Source organism: Pseudomonas sp. Eth.TT006 (genome assembly GCF_054456575.1).
On record NZ_JBTJEN010000009.1, the window covers coordinates 230,684 to 245,659 of the forward strand.

General features: G+C 60.4%; 14 protein-coding genes. 11 read left to right on the plus strand and 3 right to left on the minus strand.

Features of this window, described 5'->3' with window-relative positions:
- Positions 1-19: 19 nt before the first annotated feature.
- On the plus strand, positions 20-547 hold the full coding sequence (locus ACXR0M_RS16715; RefSeq protein ID WP_458832980.1) for a GNAT family N-acetyltransferase: 528 nt from the start codon (positions 20-22) through the stop codon (positions 545-547).
- Here the strand turns inward: ACXR0M_RS16715 and ACXR0M_RS16720 are convergent.
- The gene (locus ACXR0M_RS16720) at positions 531-1,496 is read right to left on the minus strand and encodes a LysR family transcriptional regulator (RefSeq protein WP_458832905.1); all 966 of its coding nucleotides are present in this window, start codon (positions 1,494-1,496) and stop codon (positions 531-533) included. The genes ACXR0M_RS16715 and ACXR0M_RS16720 overlap by 17 nt on opposite strands.
- A gap of 297 nt (positions 1,497-1,793) precedes the next feature.
- Between ACXR0M_RS16720 and argH the strand changes: the two genes are divergently transcribed.
- From argH to ACXR0M_RS16770, 10 genes are all read left to right on the plus strand, one after another.
- Positions 1,794-3,221 (plus strand): argininosuccinate lyase, encoded by a 1,428-nt coding sequence (gene argH, locus ACXR0M_RS16725; protein WP_458832906.1) that lies wholly within the window; start codon positions 1,794-1,796, stop codon positions 3,219-3,221.
- A gap of 103 nt (positions 3,222-3,324) precedes the next feature.
- Positions 3,325-4,203 (plus strand): amino acid ABC transporter permease, encoded by an 879-nt coding sequence (locus ACXR0M_RS16730; protein ID WP_458832907.1) that lies wholly within the window; start codon positions 3,325-3,327, stop codon positions 4,201-4,203.
- A 10-nt stretch (positions 4,204-4,213) separates the two neighbouring features.
- Positions 4,214-4,978, plus strand: a complete 765-nt coding sequence (locus ACXR0M_RS16735) for an amino acid ABC transporter ATP-binding protein (RefSeq protein ID WP_458832908.1) — start codon at positions 4,214-4,216, stop codon at positions 4,976-4,978.
- Positions 4,979-5,016: 38 nt separating this feature from the next.
- On the plus strand, positions 5,017-5,841 hold the full coding sequence (locus ACXR0M_RS16740) for an ABC transporter substrate-binding protein (protein WP_458832909.1): 825 nt from the start codon (positions 5,017-5,019) through the stop codon (positions 5,839-5,841).
- 258 nt (positions 5,842-6,099) lie between these two features.
- On the plus strand, positions 6,100-6,948 hold the full coding sequence (locus tag ACXR0M_RS16745) for a polysaccharide deacetylase family protein (RefSeq protein ID WP_458832910.1): 849 nt from the start codon (positions 6,100-6,102) through the stop codon (positions 6,946-6,948).
- A complete protein-coding gene (locus tag ACXR0M_RS16750; RefSeq protein WP_458832911.1) occupies positions 6,941-7,843 on the plus strand; it encodes a polysaccharide deacetylase family protein in 903 nt (300 codons plus the stop codon). The genes ACXR0M_RS16745 and ACXR0M_RS16750 overlap by 8 nt, the downstream gene beginning before the upstream one ends.
- 73 nt (positions 7,844-7,916) lie before the next feature.
- Positions 7,917-9,095 (plus strand): MFS transporter, encoded by a 1,179-nt coding sequence (locus ACXR0M_RS16755; protein ID WP_458832912.1) that lies wholly within the window; start codon positions 7,917-7,919, stop codon positions 9,093-9,095.
- A 154-nt stretch (positions 9,096-9,249) separates the two neighbouring features.
- Positions 9,250-9,936: an HPP family protein gene (locus ACXR0M_RS16760; protein WP_458832913.1), complete on the plus strand. Its 687-nt coding sequence runs from the start codon at positions 9,250-9,252 to the stop codon at positions 9,934-9,936.
- A 237-nt stretch (positions 9,937-10,173) separates the two neighbouring features.
- Positions 10,174-11,280 carry an enoyl-CoA hydratase/isomerase family protein gene (locus tag ACXR0M_RS16765; protein ID WP_458832914.1) on the plus strand — a complete coding sequence of 369 codons (1,107 nt, stop codon included), beginning with the start codon at positions 10,174-10,176 and terminating at the stop codon, positions 11,278-11,280.
- A gap of 3 nt (positions 11,281-11,283) precedes the next feature.
- On the plus strand, positions 11,284-12,435 hold the full coding sequence (locus ACXR0M_RS16770) for an acyl-CoA dehydrogenase family protein (protein ID WP_458832915.1): 1,152 nt from the start codon (positions 11,284-11,286) through the stop codon (positions 12,433-12,435).
- A 333-nt stretch (positions 12,436-12,768) separates the two neighbouring features.
- Here ACXR0M_RS16770 and ACXR0M_RS16775 read toward each other — a convergent pair whose 3' ends face one another.
- Complete coding sequence (locus ACXR0M_RS16775; RefSeq protein ID WP_458832916.1) at positions 12,769-13,542, minus strand: enoyl-CoA hydratase; 774 nt, start codon at positions 13,540-13,542, stop codon at positions 12,769-12,771.
- 165 nt (positions 13,543-13,707) lie between these two features.
- Complete coding sequence (locus tag ACXR0M_RS16780) at positions 13,708-14,835, minus strand: acyl-CoA dehydrogenase (RefSeq protein WP_458832917.1); 1,128 nt, start codon at positions 14,833-14,835, stop codon at positions 13,708-13,710.
- Between the last annotated feature and the right edge of the window lie 141 nt (positions 14,836-14,976).

Sequence of the window (14,976 nt, forward strand, 5' to 3'; positions counted from 1 at the left end):
CTGCAAGGATTGGGTGACCATGAGTTTTGTTGTCCGCCGGGCGCGCCAGAGTGATGCCCGCGCCCTCCCCGCCATCGAACGTTCGGCCGCCGAGCTGTTTCGTGCAGACCCTGCCCTCGCCTGGCTGGCCGATGCGCCCGTACTCGGCGCCGAACAGCATTTGCAGGCGATCAGCAGCGCTCTGGTGTGGGTAGCCGAACACGTTGATCAGCCACTGCACGGTTTTCTGCGGGCAGTACAAATCGACAACCAACTGCACATCGAGGAACTGTCAGTCAGTCAACACTTTCAGGGCCTGGGGACCGGTCGCAAGTTACTCTTGACGGCAATTGACTACGCTGCCCGGCAGCAACTTCGCGCCGTCACGCTGACAACATTTTCTGATCTGCCGTGGAACGCACCGTTTTATCAACGCATGGGGTTTTGTCTGTTAAGCCCGCAAAAAATACCGAGACACTTGCGCGAGGCGATGAACAATGAAGTCGCCCTCGGATTCCCCGCTGCGCGACGCTGCGCCATGAGCCTGGAACTCACACCGCGGCCTTGAGATCGACCCCCAACGCCTGCGCGAAGGCTTTGACCAAGGGACTGCGCACGGTGTTGTGGCGCAGGATCAGATGGAACGGCGTAACGATCTGTATTCGCTGTGGCAGCACCGCTCGAAACTGCCCGGCCGCGACCAGCGCAGCGGCGTAATGCTCGGGGAGAAAGCCCACGAAACGACCGGTCTTGATCAGCAAAGCCACGGCCTCGACCTGAGTGGCAGATGCGGAAAAACTGTCATAGCGCGCGTAGTCGAGTTTGTCGCGATGGATTGCGTAGCGGTGATTGATGCACTCGTAATCCTGCAGCACATCAGCGCCCATTTGCGCGTCGGGCAGGGCAAAAAGCGGATGCCCGACAGCGCAATAGACGTGCGAGCGTTCCTCATACAGCGGGTAATAATCGAATTCTTCGCGCCGTTGATAAACCGGAACAATGCCGGCAACTAATCTTCCCTCTACCACTCCCCTTTCAACCTCATCCAGCTGTGCGGCCTGAAGTTGAAATCTGACCTTTGGCGATTCTTCATTAAGTTTCTTCAGTGCGGCAACTAACGGCGAATTGGGATCGCTGATCGTATTATCAATAACGCCAACACCCAGGTCGCCAATAAGTTCGTTTTGCGCAGAACTAAGCCGGTCACGAAAGTTGTCGACAGAGGCAAATAAATCAATCGACGCCTGATACACCAGGCGCCCTTCTTCAGTCAGGTGAAAGCCCTCGCGGCCACGGGTGCACAAGCGCATTCCGATGCGGATCTCGAGGTCGGATATCTGCTTGCTGATGGCTGCAAGGCCCACGTTCAGCTCGTTCTGCGCCGCGCTGAAGCCTCCCGCCTCAACCACCGCCTTGAAAACCTTGAGCAGCTTGAAGTCCAGTCCGCTGAGGGCCAGCGGTGCGCGCTGAACGGTTTTGAGCGGTGGGTTTCCGGAATTGGAAAGTGGGGTTTCCATAATGCTGATTTACCTCTGGCGCAATGTTCAACAATCTGTGTCCAACAACAAAAACATCGCCGACTAATAATAATGACCACAGAAAACACGGCTTGGCAACAACCCCAAAAATTCCGACATCAGTGCCAAACCACTGATCGCCAAACATTAAAAGCTGACACTTCGATCAGCTCTCGCGACATTGCAACTGCCCTCTTGAAAACTGCTTTGGCCTGAATCCGTCAGCTGATTTTTCAGCCGATGTCGCAGGTCATGCACACCGATTTCAGTTCGCGTTACCGACGAGGAAAACAACAAATGTCTCAAGCCACCGACCGTCTCTGGGGCGCTCGTTTCAAAAGCGGCCCGTCCGCAGCCCTGGCGGCGCTGTCCCGTTGCCCCGAGCGCTATTTCCGCCTCACGCCGTATGACTTGGCCGGTTCCAGGGCGCATGCTGGAGAGCTGCAGCGTGCCGGTCTGCTCAGCGAGCAGGAAACCCGGACCATGCTCGCTGCGCTGGACGCCATCGGTGCCGACTTCCGTGCTGGCAGCATCAGCCCGACGCTGGACGACGAAGACGTTCACACCTTCATCGAAAGGCTGCTGACCGAGCGCCTCGGCGCCTTGGGCGGCAAGCTGCGCGCCGGGCGTTCGCGCAACGACCAGACGGCCAACGACCTGCGTCTGTTCCTGCGTGACCATGTACGCACCCTGGCCGTGGAGGTTCTGGCGCTGCAACAAGCGTTGGTGGATCAGGCCGAACAACACATCGACAGCATCTGCCCCGGTTTCACCCACTTGCAGCAAGCGCAGCCGATCGTCTTTGCCCATCACCTGCTGGCCCATGCGCAATCGATGTTGCGTGACGTGCACCGGCTTATGGACTGGGATGCCCGTACTTCGCTGTCGCCACTGGGCGCTGCCGCCATGGCCGGTTCCGCCATCGCCCGTCAGCCGCAGCTATCGGCCCGGGAAATGGGTTATGCCGGGGTTTGCGAAAACTCCATCGACGCCGTCGCCAGCCGCGATCACGTCGCCGAATTCCTGTTTATCGCCAGCATGCTCGGGATCAACCTCTCACGGCTGGCCGAAGAATTTTGCCTGTGGTCGTCGCGCCAGTTCCGCTGGGTCGATCTGGACGATGCCTACGCCACCGGCAGCTCGATCATGCCGCAGAAGAAAAACCCCGACATCGCCGAACTGACGAGGGGCAAGGCCGGGCGGTTGATCGGCAACCTGACCGGCCTGCTTTCGACGCTCAAGTCGCTGCCGCTGTCGTACAACCGCGACCTGAGCGAAGACAAACACGGCGTCCTCGACAGCGTCGACACCCTGCTGCTGGTGCTGCCGGCAATGGCCGGAATGGTCGCGACCATGACTGTCAATGTTGAAGAGCTGCGTCGTCAGGCGCCTCTCGGTTTCACCCTGGCCACCGAGGTCGCCGACTGGCTGGCAGTGCGCGGCGTACCGTTCAAGGAGGCCCACGAAATCACCGGGGCGCTGGTGCAGGCCTGCGAGAAACACGCCATCGAATTGTGGGAAGCCTCGCCGGCGCTGCTGGCCGAGATCGATCCGCGCCTGACCGCCGATGTCCGTCACAGCCTGACGCTGGAAGCGGCCATTGCCGCGCGCAGCGGCTGGGGCGGTACCGCGCCGCAACAGGTGCGCGAGCAGATCGGCCGCTTGAAAACCGCCCTCGCCACGCAACAGCAGTGGACGGAAAACTATCAGGGCTTGCGCCTCTAAGACACGACGCTGATATCTGTGGGAGCTGACCCACCGCAATCGCTGGCAAGCCAGCTCCCACAGGGTCTTGTGTTGGATTGAAAGTACAGTTCGGAGAAACACCATGAGCCAGACTCAGGCAGAACGACTCCAGGCGGAGCGCAAACTGGCGGAAAACCAGTTCGATATCACCCAGTACCAGCATGTGCCACGCCGTTATTACGGGCGGATCTTCTTCGCCAGCGTGATCGTCATTGCGCTCATCGGCCTGGTCCGCGCCTTCGCCGAAGGCAAGATCGAATGGTCTTACATCGGCCAGTTCCTGACCTCCCAGGCGATCATGTGGGGCCTGTTCAACACCATCATCATGGCCGTCCTGGCCATGGCGCTGGGCATCGTGTTCGGGGTGATCACTGCCATCATGCGCATGTCAGCCAACCCGATCCTGCGTTACGTGGCGCTGACCTACACCTGGCTGTTTCGCGGTACGCCGCTGATTCTGCAGCTGCTGTTGTGGTTCAACCTGGCGCTGATTTTTCCCACCATCGGCATTCCCGGCCTGTTTGAACTCGACACCGTGAGCCTGATGACCCCATTCGTCGCGGCGCTGCTCGGTTTGAGTATCAACCAGGGCGCCTACACCGCCGAAGTGGTGCGCGCCGGCCTGCTGTCGGTGGATACCGGGCAATACGAAGCGGCCAAGTCGATCGGCATGCCGCGTCTGCAAGCCCTGCGCCGGATCATCCTGCCGCAGGCCATGCGCATCATCATTCCGCCGGTCGGCAACGAATTCATCGGCATGGTCAAGATGACCTCGCTGGCGAGCGTGATCCAGTACTCGGAACTGCTCTACAACGCCCAGAACATTTACTACGCCAACGCCCGCGTGATGGAGCTGCTGATTGTCGCCGGGATCTGGTACCTGGCCACCGTCACTGTGCTGTCCTTCGGTCAAAGCCGTCTGGAGCGTCGTTTCGCTCGCGGCGCCGGCAAGCGTTCTTGAGGAGTCGAACATGAGAAGCATCGTCAAGGCCGTCAGCCTGAACAAGTATTACGACCAGTACCACGCGCTCAAGGACATCAATATCGAGGTCGAGCAAGGTGAAGTGCTGTGCATCATCGGCCCGTCCGGCTCTGGCAAAAGTACCCTGCTGCGCTGCGTCAATCAGTTGGAAAAGATCGACAAGGGCGGCCTGTGGGTCGATGGCGAACTGGTCGGCTACCGGGTGGTCGGCAACAAACTGCACGAACTCAACGAGTCGCAGATCGCCCGTCAGCGCCTGGCCACTGGCATGGTGTTCCAGCGTTTCAACCTGTTCCCGCACATGACGGTATTGCAAAACATCATTGAAGGTCCGTGCCAGGTGCTCAAACGCTCCCCCAAGGAGGCGCACGAAGAAGCCCTGGAATTGCTGGCCCGTGTTGGCCTGGCCGACAAGCGCGACAGCTACCCGATCGAACTCTCGGGCGGTCAGCAGCAACGTGTCGCCATCGCCCGGGCGCTGGCCATGCGCCCGACGCTGATGCTGTTCGATGAACCCACTTCGGCACTCGACCCGGAACTGGTCGGTGAGGTGCTGTCGGTGATGCGCGATCTGGCGCAGACCGGTATGACCATGATCGTCGTTACCCATGAACTGGGCTTTGCCCGCGAGGTTTCCAATCGCATGGTTTTCATGGATGGCGGGCAGATCGTGGAGGCTGGAAGCCCCGAAGAAATACTAATAAGTCCGCAAAATCCGCGCACCCAAAGCTTCATTTCTGCCGTTCGAACCTAAGCACCGATTGGTGCCACAACACTCATAAGAGAACGACCATGAAGAATGTTGTTATCCCCGCTGTACTCGCAAGCGTCCTGTCCTGCGGTTTTGCCGTGGCTGCGCAACTCCCGGCCGGCATCAAGGAAAAAGGCGAGATCGTCGTGGCGATCATGCCGAACTATCCGCCGATGGATTTCAAGGACCCGGCCACCAACACCCTCACCGGTCTGGACTATGACCTGGGCAACGCCCTGGCCGAGCGTCTGGGGGTGAAGATCAAGTGGCAGGAAACCGGTTTCGAACAGATGATCAATGCGCTGACCACCGACCGCGTCGATATGGTTTTGTCGGGCATGACCGACACCGCCGAGCGGCAAGCCAGCGTGACCTTCGTCGACTACTTCACCAGCGGCCCGCAGTTCTACACCCTGCAGAAAAACACCGCGACCAACGAGATCATCGACCTGTGCGGCAAAAAAGTCGGCACCAGCCGCCGGACCACGTTCCCGGCGGAAATCGCCGCGTGGAGCAAGGCCAACTGTGAAGCGGCGGGCAAACCGGCGATTAACGTGATCGGCACCGAAGGCTCGGCCGACGCCCGTGCACAGCTGCGCCAGAGCCGCATCGACGCCGCCATGCAGGGCAGCGAAACGCTGTCGTACCTCAAGACCCAGGAAAAGGACATGTACAAGACCGTCGGCCAGCCGATCTCCGTGCAGTTCACCGGTCTGGGCGTGAGCAAGAAAAAACCTGAGCTGAGTGAGGCGGTGAAGGTAGCGTTGCAGAGCATGGTGGATGACGGCAGCTATAACGCGATTCTGAAGAAGTGGGATCTGGAGCTGGGTGCGATCAAGGATGTGACCATTAACGCGGGCAAGTAAGGCTCGAGATCGCTTTTCCCCCTCACCCCAACCCTCTCCCCCAAGGGGGCGAGGGGGAAGGGAGCCGATTTGCGTGCTGTTCAAAGCCGGAGTCCGACTTGGCTTTTCAGAACCTGAGTTCGACTCGATTTTTCAGGTCGATGTAACCCTGAAGAACACCCCGATCGGCTCCCTCTCCCTCCGGGAGAGGGCTGGGGTGAGGGCTCGATCTGATCAACGCCCACGATCCAACTGACCAAACCCCGGAGCGTCACAACAATGTCCGCCCTTCAACAACCCACCTGGCCCGGACCACACAAAGCCTGCCTAGCCCTGGCTTTCGACCTCGACGGCCCGACCGGCGATGCGATGCTCGATGGTTCGATCTGGCACAAACCGGAATATTTCGGCTTTGGTGGCTACGGCCCTTACCGGGCGCTGCCGCGACTGCTTGACCTGCTCGACGCGTTCTCTATTCCAGCCACGTTCTTCGTCCCGGCCTGGGTCGTGGAAAACTGGCCGCAACAATGCCAGGCGATTGTCGAGCGCGGGCATGAGGTGGCCTATCACGGCTACAAACACGAATCCTTCTACGCCCTGACGCTGGACCAACAGCAGGCAGTGATGGCGAAATCCCGGGAGGTGTTCTGGCAGCACCTGCACATCCGCGCCGAAGGTTTTCGCACCCCGTCCGGCGACTGGCGTGCAGAAACCCCGGCGATGCTCGCTGACGCCGGGGTCATCTATTCGAGCAGCATGCGCGGCGATGATCGCCCGTATCTGGTCAACGTCCCCGGTCACAGCACACCGCTGGTGGAAATCCCCGGCCGCTGGGAAATGGATGACTATGCCTCCCTCGCCTACACCCGGGCACCGAACTTCCCTTGCGGACTGGATCGTACGGCCAGCTACGCACTGACCCTCGACAACTGGCAGCGTGAATACGACGGCGCCATGGATGAAGGTCTGTGCCTGACCACCCTGTTCCATCCGAAAATCATCGGCAAACCAGGGCGCATTCTGTTGCTGGAACAACTCTTCGAACACATGCGTCAACGCGATGACGTGTGGTTCGCCACTTGCCGCGACGTCGCCCGTTGGTGGCTGAAGGAGCATCACCATGGCTGATTCAGCTGCTTTTCCCCATCAGGTGTGGCCCGATGGTAAACGCTGTGCGGTTGTCGTGACCGTCGATTACAACGACATCCACGGCATCCTGACCCAGGCCCCGGAGGTTGCCGGACGTGACAAGACACTCTCTGTGTGGCGCTACGGCACGCAGCGCGGTGTCGAGCGCTTGCTGGGATTATTCAGCGAACTGGGAGTGATCAGCAGTTGGTTCGTCCCCGGTATCGTCGCCGAAGAAAACCCGCGGCACATTGCCGCGATCCAGGCTGCCGGCCATGAAATAGCGTGCGCCGGCTATCGGCATCAGAACTACGACAGCCTTGACCTGGCAGCGCAAACTGCCGAAGTCGCCAAAGGCATCGCCGCGCTCCAGGCGCTGACTGGCGAACGTCCGAGCGGTTTTCGCGTTCCGGCCGGTAATGGCGCCCCAGGGTTCATCGAAGCCTTACACGAACACGGTATCCACTGGTCATCGTCATGGCGCGGCGACGACTTGCCGTTCGCTCATCCGACGGCTGCGCAAGTCATTGAGCTGCCGCTGCACTACGAGCTGGAAGACGAGCCGTACTTCGCCTTCAACCTCAGCCCGGCGGTACCGCCGGCGCAATCGCGGATCGCCTCCTACAGCCACACGCTGGACAATCTGCAAATGGACTTTGCCGGGTTCCACCGTTTCGGCTTGTGCTATGTGCTGCGCCTGCACCCGGAAATCATCGCCACCCCGGGGCGGATCGGTGTGTTGCGCGAATTGCTGCAGGGCATCAAGCAACAGGAAGACGTATGGATCGCAACGGGCGCAGAAGTGGCAGACTGGTGGAAGCAACGCGGGCACTGCGTATCGGCGGACCACCCGGCGGCGGTGTACGAGCGGCATTACCGCAGCTATCGGCCATGACGCAAGTGCCGTGGCCCCGCGCTTAAGCGGACACGGACGGTAAAACTGTGGAAATAAGGATATTCGAATCACCGTGACTCAATACTCGCTCGTCATCCGCCGGCTGATGATTGTCTCGCTGACCATTGTGGTCAGCCGCGCGATCACCAGTCCGCTGCTCACGCTGTTCCTGAGCAATAAACTCGGCCTGAACCAGCAGGACGTCGGCCTGCTGCTGGGCATCGCGGTGTTCATCGCCACCCTGCTCGCGCTTTATGGCGGCTATATCATTGATCGCCTGGAAAAGCGTCGGTTGCTGATTCTCGCCATGCTGTCCAGCGCGGTGGGATTTGTCCTGCTGACCTTCGCCCAGAATCTTTACCTGACCACCGTCACCCTGATCATCACCGAAACCGCGTCGGCGTTGTTTCTGATAGGCTCCAAGGCGATCCTCAGTGAAAACCTGCCGATGAGTCAGCGGGCCAAGGCGTTTTCCCTGCGCTACACACTGACCAATATCGGTTATGCCACCGGGCCGATGCTCGGTGTGGTGATTGCCGGGTTCTATCCGATTGCGCCGTTCCTGATCGCCGCCGCGATAGCCTTTGGCAGCGTGTTCCTGATGAGCGGGATTCCCAAGGCTGCCGATCCGGTGACCACCATCGGCCAACCGCAAAGCTTCCTGAAAACCCTGATCACCCTGAAGAACGACCGCACGCTGATCATGTTCACCTGCGGCTGCCTGCTCAGTACCGTGGTGCACGGGCGCTTCACCCTGTATCTGTCGCAATACCTGCTGGTGATCGAAGATTCGCGAAGCGCCCTGCAGACCATGGCCGCCCTGCTCGCCTGCAACGCGATCACGGTGATCCTCCTGCAATACCAGATCGGCCGCTTCCTCAGTCGCGAGAAATTGCGCTACTGGATCGCTGCCGGCACCAGCCTGTTCATCCTCGGTCTGATCGGTTTCAGTCTGGCCAACAGCCTGCTCGGCTGGTGTGTCGCGATGTTCATTTTCACCTTGGGCGAAATGATCATTTATCCCTCGGAGTTTTTGTTCGTCGATACCCTGGCGCCAGAAGAGCTGCGCGGCAGCTATTACGGAGCGCAGAATCTGGCGGCGCTGGGCGGCGCGTTGAGTCCGGTCATCTGCGGCTTCCTGCTGATGCACAGCCCGGCACCGACGATGTTCTATGCGCTGAGTGCATTAACCGCGATGGGGGGCTTTTTGTGCTTCATGAGCGGTAGGCGAGCTGCTTCGGTTCAAAAATAATGCACTGAAGCAGCATTAATATGAATTTGTCAGCATCGGGTTTGCACGGCACACTGTGCGCGTTCCTCCCCCAATAGTTGGAACGCTTCGAGGACTTTCCGAAACGGACGAGTCCTTTTTTTTGCCCGAAATTTGCCGTAAGGAGCCGATTCGCATGCTCGCTCGCTGGTTGCCCGCCGCCATCAATACCCGCCCCACCGAATGGAGCCGTGCTGCCATCGGCATGGCGCTGGGCACGCTGTTCAGCGTCTGGGCGTGCAGTCAGGTGTTCGGCCATGATGTCGCCTATCACCTGATCGGCCCATTGGGCGCCTCGGCAGTGCTGCTCTTTGCCGTGTCCTCCGGCGCACTCGCGCAACCGTGGTCGATCATCGGCGGCTACCTGTGCGCCAGTGTCGTCGCGCTGTTGGTGGCCCACGTGCTGGGACGAACACTGGGCAGTGCGTGTCTGGCGGCAGGCATGGCGTTGATTCTGATGTGCTGGCTGCGTTGCCTGCACCCACCGGCCGGCGCGCTCGCGCTGACGCTGGTGTTGGCCGACCCGGCGACCATCGCTCTGGACTGGAAAGCTCTGGAGCCGGTAATGCTCGCCGCCGCGTGCATGTTGCTCAGTGCCTTGGCCTACAACAACCTGACCCGTATCCGCTATCCAAAACGCCCGGCCGAGCCGGCGCCTTCGATAGTTCCGGTCGACAGTCAGTCAATCACCGCCGAGGATCTGAAGCTGGGATTGGCCGACATGGAGGCGTTTATCGACGTCACCCCTGAAGACCTTGAGCAACTGATCCATGCCAGTGAACTGCACGCCAAACGGCGCAGCATCAGCCAGGTCTTCTCCTGACACCGGCCCCTGTAGGAGCTGCCGCAGGCTGCGATCTTTTGATGTTGATTTTAAAGATCAAAAGATCGCAGCCTGCGGCAGCTCCTACACAAGCCCACAGCGATTTTTTCTTAAGGCAAAAACGCAAACTCCCCCTGCACATATCCCCGTTGTACACGGCAAATTTGCACTGTTACGATCCATCAACGCTCGTGCGCGAGCCACTCGAATAAAGACAATAAAAGCAGGGAGTTAGTGATGACTGCTCAGGCTTCATCCCCGCGGACGCCGTCCATGGATGCCACGCAACACGAAGTGCTGGCCGAGGTTCGCAATCACATCGGTCACCTGACCCTCAACCGCCCCGCCGGGCTCAATGCAATCACCCTCGACATGGTGCGCCAGTTGCAGCAGCAACTCGACGCCTGGGCCACTGACCCCAGCGTGCGTGCCGTGGTGTTGCGCGGTGCCGGCGAAAAAGCCTTCTGTGCCGGCGGCGACATTCGTTCGCTGTACGACAGCTTCAAAAGCGGCGAGACGCTGCACGAAGATTTCTTCGTCGAGGAATACGCCCTCGACCTGACAATTCATCACTACCGCAAACCGGTGCTGGCCTTGATGGACGGTTTCGTCCTCGGTGGCGGCATGGGTCTGGTGCAAGGCGCGGATCTGCGCGTGGTCACCGAGAAGAGCCGTCTGGCGATGCCGGAAGTGGCCATTGGTTATTTCCCGGATGTCGGCGGCAGCTATTTCCTGTCGCGGATCCCCGGTGAGCTGGGTATCTATCTGGGCGTCAGCGGCGTGCAGATTCGCGCGGCCGATGCACTGTATTGCGGGCTGGCCGACTGGTTTGTCGACAGCAGCAAACTGCCGAGCCTCGATGAGCAACTCGATCGTCTGCAGTGGCACGACACCCCACTCAAGGACCTGCAAAGCCTGCTGGCGAAAAACGGTGTGCAAACCCTGGCCGACGCGCCGCTGCAGAAACTGCGCCCGGCCATCGACCACTTCTTCGCCCTGCCGGATGTGCCGAGCATGGTCGAACAACTGCGCGCGGTGACCGTCGCCGACAGCCACGAATGGGCGCTTGCCACTGCCGACCTGCTGGAAAGCCGCTCACCGCTGGCCATGGCCGTGACTCTGGAAATGCTCCGTCGTGGTCGTCACTTGAGTCTGGAACAGTGCTTCGCCCTGGAACTGCATCTGGATCGCCAATGGTTCGAACGCGGCGACCTGATCGAAGGCGTACGCGCCCTGCTGATCGACAAAGACAAGACACCACGCTGGAACCCGCCGACCCTCGCTGCGCTGGACGCCGGGCACGTCGCGAGTTTCTTTCACGGCTTTGATGAGAGCGGGAGCTGAGTCATGCACGATCTCGAATTGACTGAAGAACAAGTGATGATCCGCGACATGGCCCGCGACTTTGCCCGTGGCGAAATCGCACCCCATGCGCAAGCCTGGGAAAAGGCCGGCTGGATCGACGACGCGCTGGTGGCGAAGATGGGCGAGCTGGGCCTGCTCGGCATGGTCGTGCCGGAAGAATGGGGTGGCACTTACGTCGACTACGTCGCGTACGCACTGGCGGTCGAAGAGATTTCTGCCGGCGACGGCGCGACTGGCGCGTTCATGAGCATCCACAACTCGGTGGGCTGCGGGCCGGTGATGAATTACGGCAGCGAAGCGCAGAAACAGACCTGGCTGGCCGACCTTGCCAGCGGTCAGGTGATTGGCTGCTTCTGCCTGACCGAACCACAGGCCGGCTCCGAAGCGCACAACCTGCGCACCCGCGCCGAACTGCGCGATGGTCAGTGGGTGATCAACGGCGCCAAGCAATTTGTCAGCAACGGCAAACGAGCGAAACTGGCGATCGTATTTGCGGTGACCGATCCGGATCTGGGCAAGAAAGGCATTTCCGCGTTCCTGGTGCCGACTGATACCCCGGGATTTATCGTCGACCGAACCGAACACAAGATGGGCATTCGCGCCTCCGATACCTGCGCGGTGACGCTGAACAACTGCAGCATTCCCGAAGCCAATCTGCTCGGCGAACGCGGCAAGGGCCTGGCGATTGCCCTGTCCAATCTCGAAGGCGGGCGCATCGGCATCGCCGCCCAGGCTTTGGGTATCGCCCGCGCGGCGTTTGAAGCGGCGCTGGCGTATTCCCGCGATCGCATCCAGTTCGGCAAGCCGATCAATGAACACCAGAGCATCGCCAACCTGCTGGCCGACATGCACCTGCAAATCAACGCGGCGCGCCTGATGATCCTGCATGCGGCGCGCCTGCGCACAGCGGGTAAACCGTGTTTGTCGGAGGCTTCGCAGGCCAAACTGTTCGCTTCGGAGATGGCCGAGAAGGTCTGCTCCTCGGCGATTCAGATCCATGGCGGTTATGGGTATCTGGAGGATTACCCGGTCGAGAAACACTACCGTGATGCGCGGATTACCCAGATTTATGAAGGTTCGAGCGAGATTCAGCGGATGGTGATTGCGCGGGAGTTGAAGAACTACCAGTTGTGACGGTGTCGGCCCCTTCCCCTCACCCTAGCCCTCTCCCGGAGGGAGAGGGAACCGACCGTGGTGAATGGGCGCAATACATCGACCTGAAAAATCGAGTCGAACGCAGGATTTGAAGCGCATGAAGATCGGCTCCCTTTCCCCATCACTCCGGAGGGAGAGGGAACCGACCGTGGTGAATATGCGCAATACATCGACCTGAAAAATCGAGTCGAACGCAGGATTTGAAGCGCATGAAGATCGGCTCCCTTTCCCCCTCTCCCCCTTGGGGGAGAGGGTTGGGGTGAGGGGGTTGGTTTCAGCCACACTGCAAAACCGGCAGACTCCCCCGAACCGCTATTTGCCTTTGAACTCCGGCGCCCGCTTGGCCACAAACGCCGCCATCCCTTCCTTCTGATCCTGGGTGGCAAACGCCGCATGGAACACCCGGCGTTCAAAACGCACACCTTCGGTCAGGTTGACCTCGAACGCACGATTGACGCTTTCCTTGACCATCATCGCAATCGGCAGCGACTTGCTGGCAATCACCGCGGCGACTTTGAGCGCCTCATCGAGCAATTCATCGCTCGGCACGATCCGCGCGACGATGCCGCAACGCTCGGCCTCCACCGCATCGATCATCCGCCCGCTCAGGCACATTTCCATGGCCTTGGCCTTGCCCACCGCGCGGGTCAGGCGCTGGGTGCCGCCCATGCCCGGGAGTACGCCGAGGTTGATTTCCGGTTGGCCGAACCTGGCGTTATCGCCGGCCAGAATGAAGTCGCACATCAGCGCCAGTTCGCAGCCGCCACCGAGGGCGAAGCCGTTGACCGCGGCGATGATCGGTTTGCGCCGGTTGGCCACACGGTCGCTGTCGCTGAACAGATCATCCATGTAGATCTGCGGATAGGTCAGCTCGGCCATTTCCTTGATGTCGGCACCGGCAGCGAAGGCTTTTTTCGAACCGGTGATGACGATGCAACCGATGTTCGCATCGGCTTCCAGAGCATCAAGCGCATGGTTCACTTCGCTGACCAGTTGCGCATTCAGCGCGTTCAGCGCCTGCGGGCGGTTCAGGGTGATCAGGCCGACGCGGTCGTGGTGTTCCAGCAGAATCGTTTCGTAGCTCATATAAAACTCCTGAATACATACTTGCCTCTGTAGGAGCTGCCGCAGGCTGCGATCTTTTGATCTTGTCTTCCAAATGGAACGCGGAGCGTCCCTTGAGGCGTTCCCACGCAGAGCGTGGGAACGATCAATCAAAAGATCGCAGCCTGCGGCAGCTCCTACAGGGGTTTAAAGGTTTCTTGAGATGACCATGCGCTGAATGTCGCTGGTGCCTTCGTAGATCTGGCACACGCGCACGTCGCGGTAGATGCGTTCCAGCGGGAAGTCGTTGAGGTAACCGTAACCGCCCAGCGTCTGCAACGCCATCGAGCAGACCTTCTCGGCCATTTCCGAGGCGAACAGTTTGGCCATCGACGCCTCGACCAGCGCCGGCTGACCGCTGTCCCGCAAGGCCGCGGCGTAATGCACCATTTGCCGGGCGACGGCGATCTGCGTGGCCATGTCGGCGAGGCGGAAGGCCACGGCCTGGTGCTCGATGATCGGTTTGCCAAAGGTGTCGCGCTCACGGGCGTAATCGCGCGCCGCCTCAAACGCGGCGCGGGCCATGCCCACTGCTTGCGAGGCGATGCCGACGCGCCCGCCTTCGAGGTTGGCCAGGGCGATCCTGTAGCCCTCGCCCTCTTCGCCCAAGCGGTTGGCGACCGGCACTTTCACGTCTTCAAAGAGGATCTGGCAGGTGTCCGAGGCGTGCTGGCCGAGCTTGTCTTCGACCCGCGCGACTGTGTAGCCCGGCGAATCGGTGGGCACGATAAACGCGCTGATCCCGCGCTTGCCGGCACTCGGATCGGTCACCGCAAACACGATGACGACCCCGGCGTTCTGCCCGGAGGTAATGAACTGTTTGCAGCCGTTGAGCACGTAGTGATCGCCTTCCAGCCGTGCGCGGGTTTTCAGGCTGCTCGCGTCGGAGCCGGCCTGCGGCTCGGTCAGGGCAAAGGCGCCGAGCATCGCGCCGCTGGCCAGCGGCTTGAGAAAACGTTCGCGCTGATCGTCGTTGCCGAACTTGAGGATCGGCACGCAACCCACCGAGTTGTGCACGCTCATGATGGTCGAGCAGGCGCCATCGCCGGCGGCGATTTCTTCCAGGGCCATGGCGTAAGCCAGGTAACCGGTGTCACAGCCGCCCCACTGCTCCGGCACCAGCATGCCGAAAAAACCCAGCTCGGCCATCTCGCCAATGGCTTGCTTGGGGAAGCGGTGCTCGCGATCCCACTCGGCGGCGAACGGTTTCAGGCGTTCCTCGGCAAACTGCCGGGCCATGTCGCGGATCTGGGTTTGGTCATCGTTGGGAATCATGGTCAATCCTTAAAATCTTGATAACGCCACAATACCTGTGGGAGCGGGCTTGCTCGCGAATGCGTCGTGTCTGCCGACATCCAGGTTGGATGACCCATCGCATTCGCGAGCAAGCCCGCTCCCACAGGGCTAAGTGTCAGC